The organism is Pantoea sp. Tr-811 (genome assembly GCF_011752535.1).
GTDB lineage: Bacteria > Pseudomonadota > Gammaproteobacteria > Pseudomonadales > Pseudomonadaceae > Aquipseudomonas.
Map to the genome: position 1 here is coordinate 167,542 of NZ_VWXJ01000012.1, position 23,076 is coordinate 190,617.

Genomic DNA, 23,076 nt, shown 5'->3' on the forward strand with positions numbered 1-23,076 from the left:
GGCTGGCGGGGGCACTGGCAGGTAACCGGTTAACACCTGGGTCAGAACAACAGCAGTTGGCGGTCGACCAGGGCGCTGAAGTCGTCGCCGACAAAGGGCAGAATCGCATCGGCAATGGGTTTGAGCTGGCGCTCCAGGTAGTGCTCATAGTCTACCGGCGAAGGGTGGTGCTCCAGCGGCTCGGGGCCTGCCGTGGTCATCAGGTAGCTGATCCAGCCACCGCGCTGGTACTGGCGCGGGCGGCCAAGCAGGTCGTTGTGCTCGTCAGCCAGCCGGGCGGCGCGCACATGGGGTGGCACGTTGCGCTGGTAGTCGGCCAGTGGCCGGCGCAGGCGCTTGCGGTACACCAGCAACTCGTCCAGCTCACCGGCCAGGGTCTGGCGCACGTATTCGCACAGCTGGTCACGGTACGGCTGGCCACGGAAAATCCGCCCGTACAGCTCCTGCTGGAACCGCCGGGCCAGCGGCGACCAGTCGGTGCGCACCGATTCCAGGCCCTTGTACACCATGTCTTCGCTGCCATCGGCACGCTGCACCAGGCCGGCGTAGCGCTTTTTGCTGCCCTCGTCGGTACCGCGGATGGTCGGCATCAGGAAGCGCCGGTAGTGCACCTCGAACTGCAACTCCAGGGCACTGTCCAGGCCCAGGGTGGTGCGCAAGTGCTCGCGCCACCACTGGTTGACCTGCGCCACCAGGTCACGGCCGATACGCGCCGCCGCGTCCTCTTCATGACGGCCCTTGAGCCAGACGAAGGTGGAGTCGGTGTCGCCGTAGATCACCTGGTACCCCTGGGCCTCGATCAGCGCGCGGGTCTGGCGCATGATCTGGTGGCCGCGCATGGTGATCGACGAGGCCAGCCGTGGGTCGAAGAAGCGGCAGCCACTGGAGCCGAGCACGCCGTAGAAGGCGTTCATGATGATCTTCAGCGCTTGCGACAAGGCCGCGTTACCTGCGCGCTTGGCTGCCTCGCGGCCTTGCCACACGCGCTCGACGATGGCCGGCAGGCAATGCTGGGTACGCGAGAAGCGTCCGCCACGAAAACCCTCCACCGAGTGCTCGTCATCGGCCAGGCGCAGGCCTTCGACCAGGCCGACCGGGTCGATCAGGAAGGTGCGGATGATCGAGGGGTACAGGCTTTTGTAGTCGAGCACCAGCACCGAGTCGTACAGGCCTGGGCGCGAATCCATGACGAAGCCTCCGGGGCTGGCCTCCTCCGGGCGGCTGCCGAGGGTAGGTGCGACAAAGCCCAGGCGGTGCATGTGCGGTATGTACAGGTGGCAGAACGCGGCGACCGAACCGCCACTGCGGTCCACGGCAAGGCCGGTGACCGACGACCGCTCCAGCAGGAAGTCGAGCAGGCGGGTGTGGGCAAAAATGCGCGTGACCAGCTCGCAGTCCTTGAGGTTGTAGCGTGCAAGCGCCGGTTTGTCCTCGGCGAAGCGGCGGTTGATCTCGTCCATGCGCTGGTACGGGGTATCGATGGCCTTGCCTTCGCCGAGCAGGGTTTGGGCGACGTTCTCCAGGCTGAACGAGGGGAAGCTCCAGGTGGCCGAACGCAACGCCTCGATGCCATCGATCAACAACCGCCCCGGGGCATCGGCGAACACATGGCCGCCCCCGGCATGGCTGCGCAGGGTCATGGGCGCGGCGTTGCGCCCCAAGGCCAGCGGCACCTGCAGCGCCTTGGCGTGTTCGTGCAGCAGGCGCAGGTCGAACTGGATCAGGTTCCAGCCGATGATTGCATCCGGATCGTGCTCGGCCATCCACTGGTTCAGGCACGCCAATAGCTCGCCACGGTCGGCGCAGTATTGCAGGTCGAAGTCCACGCCACTGGCCTCGCCATTGGCCGGCCCAAGCATGTACACCTGGCGCTGGCCGCAGCCTTCCAGGGCGATGCTGTACAGCTCGCCGCGTTCGCTGGTTTCGATGTCGAGCGACACCAGGCGCAGGGCCGGGCGGTAATCCGGCAGCGGCTTGAGCTGCGCATCGCAGTATACGCCCTGGGCATCCAGGCGGCCGGTGAACTGCACGGGTGCGGTGATGAAGCGCTCCATCAGGTAGCGCTCGGGGGGGCGGATATCGGCCTCGAAGACGTCGATGCCGGCACTGCGCAGGCGCTGCTCCAGCTGCATCAACTGGCGGTGCTGGCGGGTGTACAGCCCGATCATCGGGCGCTGGTCGAAGTCCTTCAGTTGCAGAGGCTTGAGCTGCGCGCCCTGCTCCTTGGCCAGCAGCACCCGGGCATGCTCGGCCTGGGCCAGGGGAATGAAGGCCACCGATTCCTGCGGCGCCAGGCGCAACAAGCGTGGCCCTGCGTCGGTGGCCAGCCAGAATTCCACGCAGGTGCCTTCGGCCGTGTCGTGCCAATGCCGGGTCAGGACGAAGCCCTGCTGCAACTCCACCGCGTTCACCTCTGCTGAAAAAGGGGATTCTACGCTAGGTGGGGGGTTGAGGGGGGCGTGATGTGGGTCAAGGGGTCCGCCGATGGGGGTGGGTTGCCTGTGAGATCGAGCGCCGCCCGCGCGGCGCATCGCGAGCTGCGCTCGCTCCTACGTTTGTTTCGGGCCAGTGAGTCATGGGGGATTTGCGCGCGAACGCTTTGGTGCATGGCGAGGCGGTCGCGCGGGTCTGCCACAGGCGTTATTGGCCGGAAACAAACGTAGGAGCGAGCGCAGCTCGCGATGCGCCGCGCGGGCGGCGCGCGATCTCACTGGCGAAAAAAACCGCACGCCGAACCCTACCGCGCCCCCACCACAAACCCGCTGCTACGCGCCGCCCAAGCCACACCCCAGGCCACCACAATCAACCCCAGCACCACCGCCCCAAACGCTCCAACCCCCACGCCAGCCAACAGCAACCCGCCCACAATGCCACCCAGGGCAATGGCGCTGTTCCACACCGTCACCAGCATCGACTGCGCCACATCGCCGCCCTCACCCGCCGCATCGGCGCAAGCGGTTTGCAGCAAGGTCGGTGCGCCACCATAGGTCAGCCCCCACAGCATCACGCTCAGGTACATCGCCCACGGCGAGGCCTGCCCCAACAGCCAAGTGGCCAGGGCAAACCCTGCCAGGCTCAGCAGCACCAGCAGGCGCAGGTAACGGTCGACCAGCAGCCCCACCAAGGCGATGCCGGCCAGCGCCGCAAGGCCGAACAGCATCAGCACCTGGCCGATTTCAGCAGCCATGCCCGCCCCCGCCAGCAGCGGCACGATGTAGGTGTAGAGCACGTTGTGCGCCAGCACCCAGGCCAGTATCACCAGCAGCACCAGCGCCACCCCGGGCGTGCGCAGCACCTGCCAGGCGGCCGGGCGATTGCCGCTTGCCTGGCCGGGGTAATCCGGCACCGCGCGCAATACCCAGGCCACCAGCAGCACCGCCACCAGGGTGACCACGGCAAAGGTGGCCCGCCACCCGAGCCCGGCGCCCAGCCAGGTGGCGATCGGCAGGCCCAGCGACAGCGCGATGGGCTGGCCGAGCATGGCCACGGCCATCGCCCGCCCTTGCAGCGCCGCCGGCACCATGCGCCGGGCGTGCCCGGCGATCAGGCCCCAGGTAAGCCCGGCGGCGGCGCCGGTGAAAAAGCGCAGCACCAGGGTCAGGCCGTTGGAGGGCGACACGGCGGTCAGGCCGTTGAACAGCACAAAGCCGATGATCGCCAGCAACAGCGCCCGGCGCCGGTTCCAGCTTTGGGTCAGGGTTACCAGCGGGATAGCGGTGAGCAGCGAGCCCAAGGCATAGGCCGTGACCCACTGCCCGGCCATGGCCTGGCTGATCTGCATGCCGCCTGCGATCTGGTCGAGCAGGCCAGCCGGCAGGGTTTCGCTGAGAATGGCGATGAAGCCGGTCATCGCCAGCGCCAATAGCCCGCTCAGGGGCAGGCGCTCGGTGCGGCTCACAGAAGCGGTTGAGGTGTGTGACATGGCGGGTTGCCTTGTGCTGATGATCGAGGCCGACAGTCTGCAAGTTGGCGGTATTGCGGAAAAAGGCGGTTACAATGCCGCTCACCTCGGACACCGATGTCCGCAATCAGGAGCACGTCATGGACAGCCTCAGCGGCTTCGTGGTTTTCAACCGGGTTGCCGAAACCCGCAGCTTCGTCGCCGCCGGCCAGTCGCTGGGCATCAGCGCTTCGGCGGTGGGCAAGCGCGTGGCCCGCCTGGAAAGCCGCCTGGGCGTGCGCCTGTTCCATCGCAGCACCCGCAGCATCACCCTCACCGCCGAGGGCACGCTGTTTCTCGAACGCAGCCGGCGCATCCTGGCCGAGATCGAGGCCACCGAACAGGCCCTGTCCCAGGCCAGCGAAACGCCCCGCGGCCGCCTGCGCGTCAGCCTGCCCCAGGTGACGGGGCTGGTGATGCCGGCCTTGGCCGAGTTCATGGAACGCTACCCGGAAGTGGAACTGGACCTGGAGTTCACCGACCGCGTGGTCGATATCGTCGGTGAAGGTTTCGATGTGGTGATGCGTGGCGGGCAACCGCTGGACTCACGCCTCAACGCCAAGTTCCTCGGGCATTTCCAGCATTGCCTGGTGGCCTCGCCGGAGTACCTGCGCACGCGCGGCACCCCGCAGCACCCGCGCGAGCTTGGCGCGCACAGCTGCCTGCACTACCGCTTTCCCAGCAACGGCAAGCTGGAAATCTGGCCGCTGCGCCAGGAGCACCCGGAACAGGGCTACGACATTCCTATCTCGATGGTGTGCAACCACGTCGAGACGCGCATCTGCTTTGCCCTGAACCATCGCGGCATCACCTGCCTGCCGGATTTCAGCGTGCGCCGCGAACTGGCCGCCGGCACCCTGGTCAGCGTGCTCGACAGCTTCATCGAACGGCGCGGCAGCTTCTACCTGCTGTGGCCGTCGGGGCGCCATATGCCGCCCAAGCTACGGGTGTTCATCGACTTCATGCTGGAACGGGTGTTCAGCCGTACAGGTAGTTGATGTCCTTGTAGGCCAGCGGCGGCACCTGGCTGAGCAGGAACTCGCGCAGCTTGTGCATCTGCCGCGCCTTGGGGCTGCTCTTGAGCCAGGTCATGTAGTAGCCGTCGCCGGTCGACACCGCATGCTTGAACGGCAGCACCAGGCGCCCGGCCCCCAGGTCGGTGCTGGCCAGCACCAGGTCGACCACCGAGATACCCAAGCCCTGCTGGGCCGCCGAGATGCCCTGGTCGAGGGTGTCGAACACCTGGCCCTGGTCGATGCTGATGTCCAGCGCGTCCATGCGGGCCAGCCAGCGCCGCCAGTCGCGCCGGTCCGGTGAGGGATGCAGGAATTCGCACTGGCGCAGGTCGGCCAGTTGCGGTTGCGGGGCCATGTAGTCCGGGTGGCACACCGGGATCAGCCATTCATCGAACAGCTTGACGCTTTCGACATCGGCCGGGAAACGGCCGTTGGCCAGCAGGATGGCGCAGTCGTAAGGCTCGGAATAGAAGTCCACCGTGTCGATGTCCATCCACACGCTCGACAGCTGCACGCTGCAGTTGTCATCGACCTTCTTGAAACCATCCAGTGCCCGCAGCAGCCAACGCACGGTGAGCGTCGACGGGGCTTTCAGGCGCAGGCCATAGCGGTCCTGGCGCAACAGCGCGCAGGCGTTCTCGATGATCTTGAAGCCGACCTTTAGTTCCTGGGCCAGCAGGCGGCCGTGCTCGGTGAGGCTCAACTTCGGGCCGCGACGCTCGAACAGGTCGCAGCCAAACATCGATTCCAACGTCTTGATGTGGTGGCTGACCGCACCCTGGGTCAAGGCCAGCTCTTCGGCCGCGCGGGTGAACGACCCGTAGCGCGAGGCCACCTCGAAGGCACGCAGTGCGTGCAGCGCCTGAATCCGTTCCGACATGATGCCCTCGAAGCATGAGTGAGACTAATAGTAGGTCATAGTTCCACACGTTTTACAACGCGAAGTACGTTTCAGAAAATGCTGCAAAACAATAAAGATAACTGAAAACCTGCCTGCATATGCCTGGAAACTACTTTCAATTTACTGCCTGGGGAAATCATGTTTACGGGTTATGGAAACTGCTATCGCCTGGATGCGCTAGAGCTCGCCGCCGAACATGTGCGCAACACGCAACATTGGACGCACAAAACCATACAGCATTTTCGCCAAACGCTCGCCAACCCGGACTTCCCGTGCCTGTTCGGGCGCAAGGCGGTCGCCGGGCAAACCTGCCACATCCTCTTCGCCCGCGCCGAACAACTGGCCGATGACATCGCCCGGGGCCTGGCCGACTACATCGGCATCATCACCCCCATTCCTGCCAAGCAACGCATCGCCAGCCCGTTGGTGGTGTTTCTGGAAACGGCCGCCGATTGCACCCTGGCCGAGCAGCAGGCACTGGCCTGGAAGGTGCTGCGCGGCGTGCACGCGCGCGACCCGCAACCCTGGCCGCAGGCCATTCCGACCGACCCGCACGACAACGGCTGGTCGTTCTGCTATGCCGGCATGCCGCTGTTCATCAACATGAACTTCCCCGGCCACGAACGGATGAAAAGCCGCAACCTTGGGCCACACATCACCTTCGTCATCAACCCGCGGGAAAACTTCGACGAAGTGGCCAACGCCGCCACCGAAAGCGGGCAGCGCATTCGCGCCCGTATTCGCGAGCGCGTGCGCCATTACAACGACGGGGTCATGCCCGACACCCTGGGCTTCTTTGGCCAGGACGACAACTTCGAATGGAAGCAATACCAACTGCAGGAAGCAGGTTCGCTCAATCCATCGCGCTGCCCCTTTCATGCGCATGCCCATGCAACACCTGACACACTGATCGAGAACTGACCGTGAATACCGCACTGACACTGACCTACGCCCTCACCGTCCTGCTGCTGATCGCCACTCCAGGCCCAGTAGTGGCACTGATCGTCAACACCGCTGCCGCCTCTGGCTCACGCAAGGCCATGTTCACGGCCGTCGGCACCAACTGGGCATCGCTGGTGCTGATCGGCGCCGCTGCCTGGGTCATCCTGACCAGCGCTGCCATCGACAAGGCCTGGCTCAGCGGCATGAGCCTGCTGGGCTGCCTGTTCATCGGCTACATCGCCGTCGGCACCCTGCGCGAAAACCTGCAGGCGCCGCCTGCCGAGGACTTGGCGCAAGCGCCCAAGGCTGGCCGCGGGGGCCTGTGGCAAGGCTTCATGGTGGGCATCTCCAACCCCAAGGACATCATCTTCTTCATTGCCTTCTTCCCGCAGTTCATCCAGGTGACCGAATCGTTCGGCAAAAGCATGGTGGTGTTGTCGCTGCTGTGGGTGCTGATCGATTTTGCCGTGCTCAGCCTGTACATCTTCGCCATCGGCAAGATCACTTCGGCGCGCAGCAACCGCCTGATCTCCCTGGCTTCGGGTGTAGCCCTGCTGCTGATCGCCGCCGGCGGCCTGGCCTACAACCTCAAGGAACTGGCGGGCTGACTGCCCCTTGCCAGATCAGGAGCGCCGATGACACCGTCTGCCACAGCCCCGCAGGTTCCGGGCCGCCCGTTGCCGCTGCAGGCCGATTACCAGCGCTTCCTGCAACTGGGCCAGCGCCGCGCCCCGCATACCCTGCATGTGCATGAAAGTGGCTATCGCTCCGGCACCATCAATACCGACGCCCTTGGCCTGCGTTACAGCCATTGCGCCGGCAAGCGCTTTTCGGCCAGCGAGCGCGGTGGCGCCGCGCGGGTCAACCTGCTGGTCGGCGGCTCGACCGCGCTGGGCATCGGCGCCAGTTGCGATGAGCACAGCGTGGCCTCGCACCTGTCGGCGCTGACCGGGGAAGTGTGGTTGAGCCTGGCGGGCTGTGGGCTCAATGCCAGCCAGGAACTGTTGCTGTTTCTCACCCACCAGCACCGTTTGGGCGAGGTTGGCCACGTGGTGCTGCTCAGCGGCCTGAACACCCTGGCCCACGAAGCCTTGGGCGAAGTGCTGGCTGGCCCGCCTGATCTGCAGCAGGCCAGGGCCTATCAGGCCTATCTCAATAGTTTCAACGAAGGCATGCCGGCACTCGGGCCGGCGCCACGGCCATCGCTCTGGCAGCGCCTAGGCCAGGCCTTGGCCCCGCGCCGGCCGCAACCGGCCCCGGCCTGGCAACTGTCGGCCCCGGAAAAGCGCCTGGTCCGCGCAGCAGACAACATTGGCCGAACCTTGCGGCAATGGGAGCGGCTGCTGGCCGACAGCCATGCCACCCTGACGTTCATCCTGCAACCGCTGCTGCCCTGGTGTCGTGAAACCCTGCCGGCCGGGGAACAGGCGATGCTCGCCGCCCTTGAGCAACAACCCAGCAACTTCGACCGCCTCCTCGAAGGCGCATTCGACAGCCAACTGCACATGGCCTTCTTTCGCCGCATCAAGCACCAGGCCGACCCGGTGCCCTGCTACGACATGAACAGCATGCTGAGCAGTTCGCCGGTTTTTGCCAGCGACCTGTTCATCGACCGCTTGCACCTCAACGACCTGGGCAACAATGCCCTGGCCAAGGTCATCACGGCCAAGCTGGGCCTGGCCCAGGACAAATACGGCCAGCGCCGGGTCACCCCGATCAAGCTCGTCTGACAGTTCTTCCCTGGGGTATCGGCAAGCCATTGCCCTTCGCTAGAATAGACCGTCTTTCCGATTCGCCTGAGGCGTACGTGCAGTTGTGATGAATAACCCAGCCGTCCCCCCGAGCTTGACTGCCTGCCAATGCGGCTCATTGTGCGAGGCCCAGCCGTGAGCCGCGCCGCACTGTTGCCCGCGCTGTTCATCTGGCTAGCGCCAATTGCCGCCCAGGCACTGGAAGTGCGCATCGACCCACATGCCGACTTGCTCTACCGCCAGGCCCTGCCGCTGCTGGAACAGGCCGACAACCAGGACGACAGCAATGTGCTGCGCACCTCCTTGGGCAACGACCCGGAACTCAACCGCCAGGGCCAGGCCATGGCCCGCACCCTGCCAAGCGCGGTGGCCTTGCTGAAGAAGTCGGTGGAACTCGGCCACCCGGTCGCCCAGTATCGCCTGGCGCTGTACTACACCACCTACTTGCCAGTGGCACAGATTGCCGATGCCGCCTGCCCGTTGCTGGAGGCAAGCCTGAAGCAGGGCTTTGCCCCGCCCGCCACGGCAATCGCCACCTGGTGTAAGCCCTACAATGCCAGCCCGGCCTACCGGCAGGCCCTGGAGGCGATCCCGAGCATGGCCACGCTGTATGCCGCGTATTACCCGCAACCCGCTGCCCGCTTGTCCTGCAACCGCAGCCAGCCACAGGGCCTGGAGATGCAATGGGGCCGTCAGCGCGATTACCAGGCCGAAGTGTACCGGCTGCTGGGCGATCTCGACCCACAGCACCGCCAGTCATTGCTGCAGAAGGCTGTCGACATCAATGGCTGCGAGTCCGCGCAGCAGCGCTTGACCAGCCAGCGCTGATGGCCCGCAAATCGCAACTACCTGACTTAACGGAGAACCCTGTAGGAGCGGGCTTGACCCGCGAAGCAGGCACCGTGGTGCATGGCACCGGCTAAGCCGGTGTTCGCGGGGCAAGCCCGCTCCTACAAAGGATTGCGGCGCGCCTGCTGGCAATGTTCCCAGCCTGCTGGGCGACAAACCAGCAAGATCGTTCAAGCCATCTGCCCCACCCCTCTGGCATGCTGCCCTGCCAAGCAAACGTGTGTCTCCGCCATCATGCCCAGCAGTCCCCCCCTCGCCCGCCAGGCCTTTGTCCACGGCGCCATCGCCATCCTGCCGTTGTCCCTGGCCGTGGCCCCCTGGGGCCTGCTTGCCGGTTCCATGGCCATCGAAGCCAACCTCAGCGCCTGGGAAGGCCAGGGCCTGTCGGCCATCGTCTTCGCCGGTGCCGCGCAATTGGTGGCCATTGGCATGCTCAAGGGTGGCGCCAGCCTGCTGTCGATCCTGCTGACCACCCTGCTGCTGACCTCCCAGCACCTGCTCTACGGCCTGACCATGCGCCCGGTGCTGTCGAACCAGCCGCTGCGCTGGCGGCTGGGCCTGGGCTTTCTGCTCACCGACGAATTCTTCGCCCTTACCAGCCACTACGACCAACAGCAGTTCAACCGCTGGTACGCGCTGGGCGTGGGCCTGACCTTCTACGTCGCGTGGAACCTGTTCACCCTGGCCGGCATCGTGCTGGGCCAGAACATCCCCCACCTCGACCAGCTGGGCCTGGACTTCTCCATCGTCGCCACCTTCGTCGCGCTGATCGCACCGCTGGTGCGCAACCTCGCCACGGTGGTGTGCGTGGCCGTGTCGCTGTTCTGCTCGGTACTGTTCAGCTATTGGCATTGGGAGACGGCCCTGGTCGCTGCCGGCCTGCTGGGCATGGCGGCGGGTTTTCTCTGCCAGAAATTTTCCGGAGGCCGCCCATGACCTGGTTGCTGATTTTCGCCATGGGCGCCGTGGTGTTCCTCAACCGCTACGCCTTCCTCGAACCGCGCCTGCCCCTGCGCCTGAGTTCCAACGCCCGGCAGTTCCTCGGCTTCGCGGTGCCCGGCATGCTCACCGCCATCTGCGGGCCGATCATCTTCCTGCCCGGCCACCAGCTCGACCTCAGCCCGCTCAACCCCTACCTGCTCGGCGCAGTGGTGGCCGTGGTACTGGTGCTGTTGACCCGCAGCGTGTTGCTGAGCATGCTGGTGAGCATGGTGATCTTCTTCCTGCTGCGCAGCTGGCTGACATGAGCACGCCCCTGCGCGAACAAACCCACCTCTGGCAGGCGCCGGCCCTGGGCGACGTCGAGATGCTGCACGCGCGCTATTTCCAGCAGCGCTTCGCGCCCCATGTGCATGAAGGCTATGTGTTCACCGTGATCGAGTCGGGCGCACAGCGCTTCTGGCACCGCGGCAGCGAGCACCTGGCGCCGGTGGGCAGCATGGTGTTGATCAACCCGGACGAACTGCACACCGGCGCCACGGCCCACGAGGCCGGCTGGCGCTACCGTGGTTTCTATCCTGAGCACGAACGGGTGACCGGGGTGCTGGATGAGCTGGAACTGGGCCGCCACGGCATGCCCCGCTTCACCGCCAGCGTAATCCAGGACCCTGCCCTGGCACTGGCCTTCAGCCAATTGCACCAACGCTCGGAAGCCGGCGCCAGCGCCCTGGAGCAGCAAACCGCCTGGCGCCAGGCGGTGCTGGCGCTGGTCCAGCGCCACGGCCATTGCCCCGAACCCACCGCCCCCGGCAACGAGCCACTGGCCGTGGCACGGGCCCGCGAGCTGCTGGAGAGCCAGCTGGCAGACCCACCTTCGCTGGAAGCCCTGGCCGCTGCGGTCAACCTGTCTCCGTTTCACTTCGCCCGGGTGTTCCGCCAAGCCACCGGCCTGCCACCCCATGCCTGGCTCAAACAACGCCGCCTGGCCCGTGCGCGGGAACTCCTCAAAGCCGGGGTAGCCGCTTCCGAGGCGGCATTTACCCTGGGGTTTGCCGACCAGAGCCATTTGAGCCGACAGTTCAAGCAGGCTTACGGGGTGACGCCGGGGGTGTATCGCAGCGCCTGTTTGCAGGGCTAACGAGCTCGCCAGCCACTGCTACACTGATTGTGCTGATCGGAGGATCCTGCCATGTCCGAAAAAGAGCTCACCACCCTGATTTCGCTGATGAACCAGCGCCAGGCCTGCTTGAGCAGTGCCTGCAAGGAGATTGCCGACTGGATCGACCGGCAGGGCGATGTGCCCGCTGCTGGCAAGATCCGTGCGAGCCTGAAGGCGCTGGAGGCCGATGAGGCGCAGGTTCGCAAGACCCTGACCTCGCTGACCCTCGACCGGCCGCTGCCGCGTTTTCGTAGTTGAGGGTTGATGTGGCGCCTGGGAGATCGGGCGTTGCAGGGTTGGCCCTTCGCGAGCTTTGCTCGCTCCTACGGGGGGGTGGACTGCGGCGCGTGCGTTATGCAGGTATGAAAAAGGGCCGCTATTGCGGCCCTTTCGTCATTCAGTGATCCATGTGCATGTGGTCATGCCCGCCGCCGGCCTCGGCGTTGAGCGGGCGAACCTCTGCCTGCACCTGCACGGTTTCCTTCGCGCCCTTGGCATCTTCGATGGTCAGGGTCAGCGGCACCTTGTCCCCTTCCTTCACCTGCTGGGTCAGGCCCATCAGCATCACGTGGTAGCCGTTAGGGTCCAGGCTGACCGGCTTGCCGGCCGGAAGCGCCACGGCCTGCACCTGCTTCATGCCCATCACGTCGCCGTTCATGGTCATTTCATGCACCTGCACGGTCTTGGCCGCCGGCGAAGCAACGCCCACCAGCTGGCTGTCGCTGCTGGCGGTCAGGGTCATGAACGCGCCGGTGGACGGCTGGTGCGGCACGCTGGCGCGCACCCAGGCGTCGCTCACGGTGGTTTGGGCCAGTGCCGGCAGGGCCAGGCCCAGCAGCGCCAGGGCGGCCAGGCCGCGCTTGATCGGTTGCATCGACATTCAGCAGATCTCCATCAAAGTGACCAGGTCCTCGGCGCATTCCTTGGCATTCAGGGAATGGCCCAGGCTCAGGCGCAAAGTGCCACGGGTATCGTAGACGTAGCTGGTGGACGAGTGGGAGATGGTGTAGGTATCCCCGGCCGGAACCTTCTCGTAGAACACCTTGAACTCCTTGGCCACCGCGGCGATTTCCTCGGGGGTGCCGGTCAGGGCGATGAACGACGGGTCGAAGGCCTTGACGTAGGCGTCGAGCACCTCGGGGCTGTCGCGCTCCGGGTCCAGGGTGATGAACACCACCTGGAACAGGTCGCGGTCGCGGCCACGCAGCAATTTGCGGATTTGCGCCGCCCGCGCCAGGGTGGTCGGGCACACCGCCGGGCACTGGGTGAAACCGAAGAAGACCATCGGCATCGAGCCATAGAAGCTCGACAGGGTGCGCACGTTGCCCTGGGTGTCCTTGAGGCTGAACTTGCGCCCGAGAATTTCGTTGCTCATGTTCTTGCCGTACTTGAACTCAAGCCCCCGGGCCGGGTTGCAGCCTGCCAGCAGGCCGAGCCCTAGAACGCCCATGCCGGCGACAACCGCGCGCCGGGTCAGTCGATCATTCATGAAACCATCCTTTACAGGGAAGGTGCCGGCCCTCGGGACGGGCCGGCGAAAAACCGGGGCATTCTGGCATGACACCCGGTGGGCTTCTACCCGACCAAGGCGGTGATGGCCCGCAGCCCTTTGAATACGGGCTGCGGCCTGTTGTCGCAGGGGTTGAAACCGTAACACTTTGTTGCTAAGGCTTGACCTGAAAAGGTCAGTAGTAGGCGTTCTCTTTCTGACTGTGGTCAGTCACGTCACGCACGCCCTTGAGCTCCGGAACGCGCTCAAGCAGGGTGCGCTCGATGCCTTCCTTGAGGGTTACGTCAGCCTGGCCGCAGCCCTGGCAACCACCGCCGAACTGCAGCACGGCAATGCCATCGTCGACCACGTCCACCAGGCTTACCTGGCCGCCGTGGCTGGCCAGCCCTGGGTTGATCTCGGTTTGCAGGTAGTAGTTGATGCGCTCGTTGAGCGGGCTGTCTTCGTTGACCATCGGCACCTTGGCGTTCGGCGCCTTGATGGTCAGCTGGCCACCCATGCGGTCGGTGGCGTAGTCGACCAGCGCGTCTTCCAGGAACGGCACGCTGACCGCGTCCAGGTAGGCGGTGAAGCTTTTCAGGCCGACCGGTTCGTCGTCGGGCTTTTCTTCGCCCGGCTTGCAGTAGGCGATGCACGTCTCGGCGTACTGGGTGCCCGGCTGGGTGATGAATATGCGAATGCCAATGCCAGGCGTGTTCTGCTTGGAAAGCAGATCGGCCAGGTAGTCATGGGCGGCGTCAGTAATGGTTATAGCGCTCATGGAAGTTCCTCACAGACTTGCGGCCAAGTGTACGCCAACCTGGCCTTTGTACAAAGTCCTAGTATTTAACTCGGGATAGCGCAAATGCCGGGGTTTGCTCCGCTCGCGCCGCCAGCCAGGCCTGCATCCGCCGGTACAGGCCACGTTCCAGCCAGCGGTAGCTGAACCACGACATTAGTCCAATGGACGGCACGCACAGGGCGAACACCAGGTATGGGTTCAGGTGCAGGCGCTGGCTGGCGAACCAGCCGGCGTACAGCACCAGCACGTGAATCAGGTACACCGAGTAGGAGCAGTCGCCCAGCGCCTTGAGCAGGCGGTTGCCCTGGAAGTACGGCTCCAGGGCGATGAACGCCAGCACGATCATTGCACTGGGCACGCCCCAATGCAGCAGGCGTTGGGAGGCGTCCAGGTGATACAGGGCGTAGCCGGCCACGCCCAGCAGCGCCAGCGGCAGCCACAGGCCTTCACGCACCAGGCCACGGCGGTAGGCCACGCCCAGGGCGATACCCAGCAGGAACTCGTAGATGATGCCGTTGTTGTAGAAGCGGCTGAGCACACCCACGCGCCCCAGTACCTCGCCCACCAACAGCAGCGCGGCAGTCACCAGCAGCAGGTGATGGCGCTGGCGCACCAGGAAGGCCAGGCCGAACAGCAGGTAGAAGAACATCTCGAAGTTCAGCGTCCAGCCCACGTTCAGGGTCGGGTACAGGCCATAGCCGCCGGGGTTTTCCGCGGGGACGAAGAACATCGACAGCAGCAGGTGGTGCCAGGTGAACACCTGGTGCGGCATCCATTGGCTGAAGGCCAGCAGTAAGGCGGCCATCAGCGCGGTGTAGAACCAGTAGGCCGGGATGATGCGCAGGGCCCGGTTGAGCATGAACTGGCGTGGCTCGATGGTTTTGTCACAGGTGGAAAGGTAGATGACCAGCCCGCTGATCACGAAGAAGATATCGACGCCAACGGCGCCGCGGTCGGTTAGCAGTTGGCCGATGGGGCCGGTGGCGTGGAAGTCGAAGAAGATTTGCATGAAGTGATGGCAGACCACCACCCAGGCGGCGAACGCCCGCAGTGCCTGAAGCGAATACAGCATGGAATACCCTGCGATTGCCGGTGCATTGAGGCCCGGCGAGCGCACCGCGCTCGTTCGCGGGGCAAGCCCGCCCCTACATTGTAGGAGCGGGCTTGCCCCGCGAATTGGGCTGCACAGCAGCCCCCGAACCACCCATCCCTTCCGACCGCAGCGTACCCGGAAAGGTCAGCCGACCCGATCAGAGGTTCTCATAGCGGTTCATGTCCAGCACCCCGGCCTCCACCGGCTCGGTTTCCTTGATATAGGTATTGAGGTCATGGAAATAGCGCCAGAACTGCGGGTGGCTGCGGCGCACGCCCCAGCGCATGACGATGCGCTCGAACTTGGCCGTATCGTCCTTGGCGTACTCCATGTCCTCGACGAACTCCGGTACATCCTTGGCCGGAATGTTGAAGATGAAGTTCGGGTAGCTGCTGAGCACGCCCGGGTACAGGGTCAGGGTGTCCAGCCCCGGCTGGTAGCGGTAGGCCTCACCCAGCAGAAACGCCACGTTGCTGTGGGCACGGTTGCGCAACAGGCTGTAGACCTGGCGCTGGCCGCCCTCGCCCTCGATGCGCAGCATGGTCGCCTCGGGCAATTGGCCAATCACCTTGAGGCCTGCGGCCGGGCGCGAAACCAGGCGGCTGAGCGACTGCTCGACGTTGCGGAACTCCTCGCTCATCTGCGGCCGTGAGCAATAGGCCCCCGTGCAGCGGTTGATCGGGTCGGGCGCGGCATTCAGGCTGGTGGTGCGCTGCAGCAGCTTCAGGCCAAAGTCGCGGATGGGGTCGCGCGGGTCGAGCTTGATACCGCTGGGGGTGTCGGTGTCGATGTCTTCATAGTCCAGCCACATCTTCACCTTGCCGCTGTTCTGGTACCAGCTGCCCAGTATCTTGGCACGCTGGTCGGCCGGCATCAGGCGCAGGAAGTTGACCTCGGCGCCGTTGCGGATCAGGTCGAAGTACAGGCGCGTCTGCAGCTGGTGCGACACATTGCCGAATACGTCGAAGTTGACCGCCAGCTGGTAGTAGGTGCGCTCCAGCAGCGGGTAGTCGAACAGCCAGGTGGTCAGCGGCACGTCACCGATCAGGCCCTTGCTGACCGAGGCGCTGTCGAAGTGGCGGAAAATGCTCAACAGCGCGTTGTCATTGCCGGCCCACAGGGTCGCCCAGCCCGGTGCGGGCATGTCGGCATAAGCTTCGCGGCGCAGCTTCTCGTATTCGTTGCGCTTGTCGCGGTAGGCGTGCCACAGGTTGAGCACGCTGCCCACGTCGTCGATCTGCCCCGGCATGGCCAGCAGCGGCGTGGCTTCGCCGCGGTACTTGGCGTCGGTGATGTAGCGGTCATGGGCCGGTTCCTGGAACAGTGCCCAGAAGTTGTCGCGAATCACGTCGGTGGCAATCTGGCCACGGCACACCGGGCCACGGATGAAGGTGCGCACGAAGTATTCGGCGTTATCCAGCATGAACTGGTAGCGCGCCACCGCCGGGATCGCCTCGAAGGTTTCGAACGGGTTGGCCCGGTGCCGAGGGCCATAGCCCGGCAGCGAGGTGGCGTGCCAGTCGCCGGCATAGAACAGCTGCTTTACCCGCTTGAGCTTCTGCGGGCCCATCGGGTAGGTGATGTGGGTTTTGTGCACGATCACGCCCTGCACCGGAATCAACCGGTAATAGAACTCGGTGCCGGGTGGGTCGTTCGGGCGGCGGGTGGCGATGATATCGGCCGGTTGGCCACTGGGCGTGCGCGAGCGCACCCACTGGAAGAAGTGGCCCTGCTCGCCGCCAACGAAATAGATGTGCGCCAGGAACAAATGCTCGTACAGCCAGCGGCCGACCAGCGCCTCGGTGGAGCCCGGGCGGTTGAGCAGTTCCTCCCATTGGGCGATTTGCCTGGCCTCGGCCGCGCTGGGCTTGATCGGCTGGTACTCGACCGGCGCGCCGGCGGCCAGCCAGCGGCGCATGGTGTCATATTCCTTGTCGGTCAGCCCGGTGACCGCCAGCGGCATGCCCTCCTTGGGGTGTGCGCCGGCGTAGGCGTCGAACTCATGGGGCAGCGGGCACATGTTGTTGCGGTTGAGCCCCAGAACGATCTCGTCGGGCAGCTTGGCGTTGGGCGTGAGCGGGGTTTTGTGGCCCAGCTCCAGCATGCGCGCCATCAGCGCGGCCTGGCTGCCCTGGTTGTCGAGCACCGAATAGAAGCCCTTGCGGCGCCAGGCGCCTTCATCGTGGGCGTCGTAGAACAACCGCGTGGGCGGCACCGCCTGGCTGCGCTCACCCTGGTACACCGGCACCTTGGTGGCACCGCGCACCGCGCCCTCGGGGCTTTCCAGCTTGAGCTGGCAGGCGGCGTCATTGCAGGCGTGGCAGGCCACGCATTTCTCGGTGAAGATCGGCTGGATATCCCGGGTGTAGGATATCGCCGGGCTCGACTGGGGGGCTTGACCGAACGCCACGCCACTGAGGAACAGGGCGAAAACGCTGACAAGTAAACGATGCACCATGTGCGGAAAGTCCTGGGTTCTGAAAGCCATCACGATTATCTGGTCGTCCTTGGGTGCTCTTGGCTTTTTAGCATCTGCATCCAACATGAGCAGTTTTCATGCAAATGGCCAGTGCGCCTAAAATCCGCGCAGCTTTGTTATGATTCGGCACCTTCTGATATTTGCCCGACCAGGTAGTTCCTATGTCCGACCGCAGCGCTCGTCTCCAAGCACTCCAGCACGCACTCAAAGAGCGCATCCTGATCCTCGACGGCGGCATGGGTACTATGATCCAAAGCTATCGCCTCGAGGAACACGACTATCGTGGCACGCGCTTCGCCGATTGGCCAAGCGACGTAAAAGGCAACAACGACCTGCTGCTGCTCAGCCGCCCGGACGTGATCGCCGCCATCGAGAAAGCCTACCTCGACGCCGGCGCCGATATCCTCGAAACCAACACCTTCAACGCCACGCAGATTTCCCAGGCCGACTATGGCATGGAATCGCTGGTGTACGAACTGAACGTGGAAGGCGCGCGCATCGCCCGCCAGGTGGCCGACGCCAAGACCCTGGAAACGCCCGACAGGCCGCGTTTCGTGGCCGGCGTGCTCGGCCCTACCAGCCGCACCTGCTCGATCTCCCCCGACGTCAACGACCCCGGCTACCGCAACGTCACCTTCGACGAGCTGGTGGAAAACTACGTCGAGGCCACCCGCGGCCTGATCGAAGGCGGCGCCGACCTGCTGCTGATCGAAACCATCTTCGACACCCTCAACGCCAAGGCAGCGATCTTCGCCGTGCAGCAGGTGTTCGAGGACGACGGCATCGAACTGCCGATCATGATTTCCGGCACCATCACCGACGCCTCCGGCCGTACCCTGTCGGGCCAGACCACCGAAGCCTTCTGGAACTCGGTGCGCCACGCCAAGCCGATTTCCGTGGGCCTGAACTGCGCCCTCGGCGCCAAGGACCTGCGCCCGTACCTGGAAGAGCTGGCGACCAAGGCCGACACCCATGTGTCTGCCCACCCCAACGCCGGCCTGCCGAACGCCTTCGGTGAATACGACGAAACCCCGGCCGAGATGGCCGCCGTGGTCGAGGAATTCGCCGCCAGTGGTTTCCTCAATATCATCGGCGGTTGCTGCGGCACTACCCCGGGCCATATCCAGGCCATCGCCGAGGCCGTGGCCAAGTACAAGCCGCGGGACATCCCGGAAATCCCCAAGGCTTGCCGCCTGTCGGGCCTGGAGCCGTTCACCATCGACCGCCAGTCGTTGTTCGTCAACGTCGGCGAGCGCACCAACATCACCGGTTCTGCCAAGTTCGCCCGGCTGATCCGCGAGGAAAACTACACCGAAGCCCTGGAAGTGGCCCTGCAGCAGGTCGAGGCCGGTGCCCAGGTAATCGACATCAACATGGACGAAGGGATGCTCGACTCCCAGGCCGCCATGGTCCGCTTCCTCAACCTGATCGCCGGCGAGCCGGACATCTCCCGCGTGCCGATCATGATCGACTCCTCCAAGTGGGAAGTGATCGAGGCCGGCCTCAAGTGCATCCAGGGCAAGGGCATCGTCAACTCCATTTCCATGAAGGAAGGCGTCGAGCAGTTCAAGCACCATGCCCGCCTGTGCAAGCGCTACGGCGCAGCCGTGGTGGTGATGGCCTTCGACGAGGTCGGCCAGGCCGACACCGCCGCGCGCAAGAAGGAAATCTGCCAGCGCAGCTACGATATCCTGGTCAACGAAGTGGGCTTCCCGCCGGAAGACATCATCTTCGACCCGAACATCTTCGCCGTCGCCACTGGCATCGAGGAGCACAACAACTACGCTGTCGATTTCATCGAGGCCTGTGCCTACATCCGTGACCACCTGCCCCACGCGCTGAGCTCGGGCGGGGTGTCCAACGTGTCGTTCTCGTTCCGTGGCAACAACCCGGTGCGCGAAGCGATCCACTCGGTATTCCTCTACCACGCGATCCAGAACGGCTTGACCATGGGTATCGTCAACGCCGGCCAGCTGGAGATCTACGACGAGATCCCGGCCGTGCTGCGCGAGAAGGTCGAGGACGTGGTGCTCAACCGCACCCCGCACGGCACCGATGCCCTGCTGGCGATTGCCGACGACTACAAGGGCGGCGGCGCAACCAAAGAGGTGGAAAACGAAGAGTGGCGCTCGCTGCCCGTTGAAAAGCGCCTGGAGCATGCCCTGGTCAAGGGCATCACCGCCTTCATCGTCGAGGACACCGAGGCCTGCCGCCAGCAGTGCGCACGCCCGATCGAAGTCATCGAAGGCCCGCTGATGAACGGCATGAACGTGGTCGGCGACCTGTTCGGCGCCGGCAAGATGTTCCTGCCGCAGGTGGTGAAGTCGGCCCGCGTGATGAAGCAGGCCGTGGCCCACCTGATTCCGTTCATCGAGGCCGAGAAAGGCGACAAGCCCGAAGCCAAGGGCAAGATCCTCATGGCCACGGTCAAGGGCGACGTGCACGACATCGGCAAGAACATCGTCGGTGTGGTGCTCGGCTGCAACGGCTACGACATCGTCGACCTCGGTGTGATGGTGCCGGCCGAGAAAATCCTGCAAACCGCCCGTGACGAGAAATGCGACATCATCGGCCTGTCGGGCCTGATTACCCCATCGCTGGACGAAATGGTGCATGTCGCCCGTGAAATGCAGCGCCAGGACTTCCACCTGCCGCTGATGATCGGTGGCGCCACCACCTCCAAGGCGCACACCGCGGTGAAGATCGAACCCAAGTACAGCAACGATGCCGTGGTGTACGTCACCGACGCCTCGCGCGCCGTGGGTGTGGCCACCCAGCTGCTGTCCCGGGAACTGAAACCAGGCTTCGTCGATAAAACCCGCGCCGAATACGTGGACGTGCGCGAGCGCACCGCCAACCGCAGCGCCCGCACCGAGCGCCTGAGCTATGCCCAGGCGGTGGCGGCCAAGCCCAAGTACGACTGGGCTGGCTACCAGCCGGCGGTGCCCTCCTTCACCGGCGTCAAGGTGCTGGAAAACATCGACCTGCGCACCCTGGCCGAGTACATCGACTGGACGCCGTTCTTCATCTCCTGGGACCTGGCCGGCAAGTTCCCGCGCATCCTCACCGACGAAGTGGTCGGCGAAGCCGCCACCGCGCTGTACCAGGATGCCCGCGAAATGCTCGACAAGCTGATCGAGGAGAAGCTGATCAGCGCCCGTGCGGTATTCGGCTTCTGGCCTGCCAACCAGGTGGCCGACGACGACATCGAAGTGTATGGCGCCGACGGCCAGGCCTTGGCTACCCTGCACCACCTGCGCCAGCAGACGATCAAGCCCGACGGCAAGCCGAACCTGTCCCTGGCCGACTTCGTCGCGCCCAAGGCCAGCGGTGTAACCGACTACGTGGGCGGCTTCATCACCACCGCAGGCATTGGCGCCGAGGAAGTGGCCAAGGCCTACCAGGACAAGGGCGACGACTACAGCTCGATCATGGTCAAGGCCCTGGCCGACCGCCTGGCCGAAGCCTGTGCCGAGTGGCTGCACGAACAGGTGCGTAAAGAGCACTGGGGTTATGCCCGTGACGAGCACCTGGACAACGAGGCGCTGATCAAGGAGCAGTACAGCGGCATCCGCCCTGCCCCGGGCTACCCGGCGTGCCCGGACCACACCGAGAAGGCCACCCTGTTCCGCCTGCTCGATGGCAGCGCCATCGGCGAAACCGGGCCAAGCGGCGTGTTCCTGACCGAGCACTTCGCGATGTTCCCGGCGGCGGCGGTTAGCGGCTGGTATTTTGCCCACCCGCAGGCGCAGTACTTTGCCGTGGGCAAGGTCGACAAGGACCAGATCGAGCAGTACAGCGCACGCAAAGGCCAGGACATCAGCGTGAGCGAGCGCTGGTTGGCGCCTAACCTGGGGTACGACAACTAACAGCGCGTCGGCCTCTTCGCGGGGCAAGCCCGCTCCTACAGGTGAATGTGTAGGAGCGGGCTTGCCCCGCGAAAGGGCCCGCCCAGGCAACATCCCACCCATTGCCTACACTGTCCCTGATTGCCTCTGATGCTTCAGGAGCCACCATGGACGACCCCACCCAGGGCAAGCCCCCAACCTTCTGGCAGATGCTGCACAGCATCCTTGCTGCCGCCTTCGGCGTGCAAAGCGGCAAGAACCGCGCACGCGACTTCACCCACGGCAAGGCCAGCCATTTCATCGTCATGGGAACGCTGTTCACCCTGGTATTCATCGCCGTGCTGATCGGCCTGGTGCAACTGGCCCTGCACCTCACCGCCCATTGACGCCCTGAAAAAACAAAACGCCTGCAGGATCCCTCCCACAGGCGCTCTGCGCTGCATCACGGTCTTTACAAGAAGTCTACTGATGGCTGACCCAGTACACGGCAGTGATCACCACCAGGGCAATCAGGCAGAGGATCGCCCAGGCATCGACACTGCTGTCAGCTTTGCGGACTTTGGTAGAGTTTCCCATTGCATTGCCTCTTGTAGTGGTTATGGGAATGCACTTCACAACCAGCAGTTAAGACGAGCAATGCCCTTTGCTCAAGCAGGGTCTTTCAATATTCGACCGGTGACGTGAGAAACGGGTACTGATAGCCCCGTGGCCGCCCTTTTGCACTGTAATGCTGGAAATCGACACCGTAGTCGTCCCGTTCCAACAACTTCAGCCAGCGCCTGGCCTTGGCCTGGTCAACAGGTTGCAACGCCGGCAGCACATGCTCGCGCCGGCCATCGCGGTTGATATCCAGGCCCAGGGCGTCGTCATGCAGCATCACCATGGCCCAACCGCCAAGGGTGGTGTGCCCGCCCATCAGCACGTCAAGGCGCCCGTCGATGCGTGCGCGCAGTGCCTCGGGCGAGCTGTTGATGGCACTGAACACCACATCGCGCCCAGGCTTGCGCCCGGCCTCCTCGAACGCCTGCATGGCGCCCAGGGCCATCTGGTCGTTGGCCGACCACACCAACCGGGTGGCCGGGTAGCGTTGCAGCAGCTGCTGCGCCTGCTGGTAGGCGCGCTCGCGGTTCCAGCCGCCGTACACCACCTGGCGCAGGCGCACCTGGGGAAAGTCGGCCAAGGCCCGGCGCATGCCGGCCTCGCGCAGCTGCGAGGCCGGCGTGGTCTTGACCCCGGCGAACGCCACCAGGTCGAACGGCCCGTTTTCGCTGCGCGGCAACAGGGCGACCATGGCATGCAGCATCTTGTACCCGGCCTGCTCGTCGTTGGCGGTGAGCGTACCCAGCACCGGCGCGTATTTGTCCGGCTGGGCCTGGATGCTTCGGGCCTGGCTGCTGGTGAGCCCGTTGTTGACCAGAAACAGCTTGACCCCCGAGCCCTGGGCCAGGCGGATGATTTCCGGCGCCACGTACTGCTCGTTGACCAGCACCAGGTAGTCGGGCCGCCGCGGGCCCTCCAGGGCCGAGCGCGCCTGGCTCATTGCCCGCGCGGCGTCACGCTCGCTGTATTCCACCCGCAGGGTCATGCCCAGCTCGTCGGCAGCGGCCTGCATGAAGCGCGAATAGCTGGCCCAGAACGTCTCGCTGGGCTGGCCGGGATTGAGGAACACCACCGAAGCGGCCTGAGCGCACGTTGCCAGCGGCAGGCTCAGGCACACGCTTTGGCACAGCGCCTTGAGCATGGAAAATACCTTTTCAAACAGACTCGCCAGTATAAACCCCGCGCGCCAAGGGGGTAACAAATGCCAGTCAGTCTCACTTAGTTCGTTTGGTTCTTTTCATATGCAAAAACATCACTTTAGCGCATAA

20 protein-coding genes are annotated in these 23,076 nt (G+C 64.6%); 11 read left to right on the forward strand and 9 right to left on the reverse strand.

What is annotated here, in order from left to right:
* Positions 1–41: 41 nt before the first annotated feature.
* Both F3J44_RS19015 and F3J44_RS19020 read right to left on the reverse strand, forming a co-directional pair.
* A complete protein-coding gene (locus F3J44_RS19015) occupies positions 42–2,402 on the reverse strand; it encodes a DNA polymerase II (protein WP_167275030.1) in 2,361 nt (786 codons plus the stop codon).
* 335 nt (positions 2,403–2,737) lie between these two features.
* Complete coding sequence (locus F3J44_RS19020) at positions 2,738–3,922, reverse strand: MFS transporter (RefSeq protein WP_167275032.1); 1,185 nt, start codon at positions 3,920–3,922, stop codon at positions 2,738–2,740.
* A 119-nt stretch (positions 3,923–4,041) separates the two neighbouring features.
* Here F3J44_RS19020 and F3J44_RS19025 point away from each other — a divergent pair, with 119 nt between their 5' ends.
* Complete coding sequence (locus F3J44_RS19025) at positions 4,042–4,938, forward strand: LysR family transcriptional regulator (RefSeq protein WP_167056188.1); 897 nt, start codon at positions 4,042–4,044, stop codon at positions 4,936–4,938.
* On the opposite strand, the gene F3J44_RS19030 is transcribed toward F3J44_RS19025, so the two are convergent.
* Complete coding sequence (locus F3J44_RS19030) at positions 4,919–5,836, reverse strand: LysR substrate-binding domain-containing protein (protein ID WP_167056191.1); 918 nt, start codon at positions 5,834–5,836, stop codon at positions 4,919–4,921. The genes F3J44_RS19025 and F3J44_RS19030 overlap by 20 nt on opposite strands.
* A 159-nt stretch (positions 5,837–5,995) precedes the next feature.
* Between F3J44_RS19030 and F3J44_RS19035 the strand changes: the two genes are divergently transcribed.
* The 8 genes from F3J44_RS19035 to F3J44_RS19070 all read left to right on the forward strand — a co-directional run bounded on the left by F3J44_RS19035 (position 5,996) and on the right by F3J44_RS19070 (position 11,755).
* Positions 5,996–6,778 (forward strand): YqcI/YcgG family protein, encoded by a 783-nt coding sequence (locus tag F3J44_RS19035; RefSeq protein ID WP_167275035.1) that lies wholly within the window; start codon positions 5,996–5,998, stop codon positions 6,776–6,778.
* Between the two features lie 2 nt (positions 6,779–6,780).
* Positions 6,781–7,407: a LysE family translocator gene (locus F3J44_RS19040; RefSeq protein ID WP_167056197.1), complete on the forward strand. Its 627-nt coding sequence runs from the start codon at positions 6,781–6,783 to the stop codon at positions 7,405–7,407.
* A 27-nt stretch (positions 7,408–7,434) separates the two neighbouring features.
* Complete coding sequence (locus F3J44_RS19045) at positions 7,435–8,529, forward strand: hypothetical protein (RefSeq protein ID WP_167275038.1); 1,095 nt, start codon at positions 7,435–7,437, stop codon at positions 8,527–8,529.
* Positions 8,530–8,685: 156 nt separating this feature from the next.
* Positions 8,686–9,378, forward strand: a complete 693-nt coding sequence (locus F3J44_RS19050; RefSeq protein ID WP_167056202.1) for a sel1 repeat family protein — start codon at positions 8,686–8,688, stop codon at positions 9,376–9,378.
* Between the two features lie 255 nt (positions 9,379–9,633).
* On the forward strand, positions 9,634–10,335 hold the full coding sequence (locus F3J44_RS19055; protein ID WP_167275040.1) for an AzlC family ABC transporter permease: 702 nt from the start codon (positions 9,634–9,636) through the stop codon (positions 10,333–10,335).
* Positions 10,332–10,646, forward strand: coding sequence for an AzlD domain-containing protein (locus F3J44_RS19060; RefSeq protein ID WP_167056209.1), 315 nt, complete (start codon positions 10,332–10,334; stop codon positions 10,644–10,646). Before F3J44_RS19055 ends, F3J44_RS19060 begins: the two co-directional genes overlap by 4 nt.
* Positions 10,643–11,476, forward strand: a complete 834-nt coding sequence (locus F3J44_RS19065) for an AraC family transcriptional regulator (RefSeq protein WP_167275043.1) — start codon at positions 10,643–10,645, stop codon at positions 11,474–11,476. Before F3J44_RS19060 ends, F3J44_RS19065 begins: the two co-directional genes overlap by 4 nt.
* Positions 11,477–11,527: 51 nt before the next feature.
* Positions 11,528–11,755 carry a hypothetical protein gene (locus F3J44_RS19070; RefSeq protein ID WP_167056216.1) on the forward strand — a complete coding sequence of 76 codons (228 nt, stop codon included), beginning with the start codon at positions 11,528–11,530 and terminating at the stop codon, positions 11,753–11,755.
* Between the two features lie 139 nt (positions 11,756–11,894).
* Here the strand turns inward: F3J44_RS19070 and F3J44_RS19075 are convergent, their stop codons facing one another.
* The 5 genes from F3J44_RS19075 to F3J44_RS19095 all read right to left on the reverse strand — a co-directional run bounded on the left by F3J44_RS19075 (position 11,895) and on the right by F3J44_RS19095 (position 17,339).
* The gene (locus F3J44_RS19075) at positions 11,895–12,377 is read right to left on the reverse strand and encodes a copper chaperone PCu(A)C (RefSeq protein ID WP_167275046.1); all 483 of its coding nucleotides are present in this window, start codon (positions 12,375–12,377) and stop codon (positions 11,895–11,897) included.
* Positions 12,378–12,986, reverse strand: a complete 609-nt coding sequence (locus F3J44_RS19080; protein WP_167056222.1) for an SCO family protein — start codon at positions 12,984–12,986, stop codon at positions 12,378–12,380.
* A 196-nt stretch (positions 12,987–13,182) separates the two neighbouring features.
* Entirely contained in the window at positions 13,183–13,767 is a 585-nt protein-coding gene (nfuA, locus tag F3J44_RS19085; RefSeq protein ID WP_167056225.1) for a Fe-S biogenesis protein NfuA, read from the reverse strand.
* A 58-nt stretch (positions 13,768–13,825) separates the two neighbouring features.
* A complete protein-coding gene (locus tag F3J44_RS19090; RefSeq protein WP_167275049.1) occupies positions 13,826–14,860 on the reverse strand; it encodes an acyltransferase in 1,035 nt (344 codons plus the stop codon).
* A gap of 178 nt (positions 14,861–15,038) precedes the next feature.
* The gene (locus tag F3J44_RS19095; RefSeq protein ID WP_167275052.1) at positions 15,039–17,339 is read right to left on the reverse strand and encodes a fatty acid cis/trans isomerase; all 2,301 of its coding nucleotides are present in this window, start codon (positions 17,337–17,339) and stop codon (positions 15,039–15,041) included.
* A 182-nt stretch (positions 17,340–17,521) separates the two neighbouring features.
* Here F3J44_RS19095 and metH point away from each other — a divergent pair, with 182 nt between their 5' ends.
* Together metH and F3J44_RS19105 are read left to right on the forward strand one after the other, a co-directional pair.
* Positions 17,522–21,229: a methionine synthase gene (gene metH, locus F3J44_RS19100; RefSeq protein WP_167056234.1), complete on the forward strand. Its 3,708-nt coding sequence runs from the start codon at positions 17,522–17,524 to the stop codon at positions 21,227–21,229.
* A 146-nt stretch (positions 21,230–21,375) separates the two neighbouring features.
* Positions 21,376–21,594 carry a DUF2970 domain-containing protein gene (locus tag F3J44_RS19105; protein WP_167056237.1) on the forward strand — a complete coding sequence of 73 codons (219 nt, stop codon included), beginning with the start codon at positions 21,376–21,378 and terminating at the stop codon, positions 21,592–21,594.
* Between the two features lie 275 nt (positions 21,595–21,869).
* Here the strand turns inward: F3J44_RS19105 and F3J44_RS19110 are convergent, their stop codons facing one another.
* Positions 21,870–22,949: an ABC transporter substrate-binding protein gene (locus F3J44_RS19110; RefSeq protein WP_167056240.1), complete on the reverse strand. Its 1,080-nt coding sequence runs from the start codon at positions 22,947–22,949 to the stop codon at positions 21,870–21,872.
* Between the last annotated feature and the right edge of the window lie 127 nt (positions 22,950–23,076).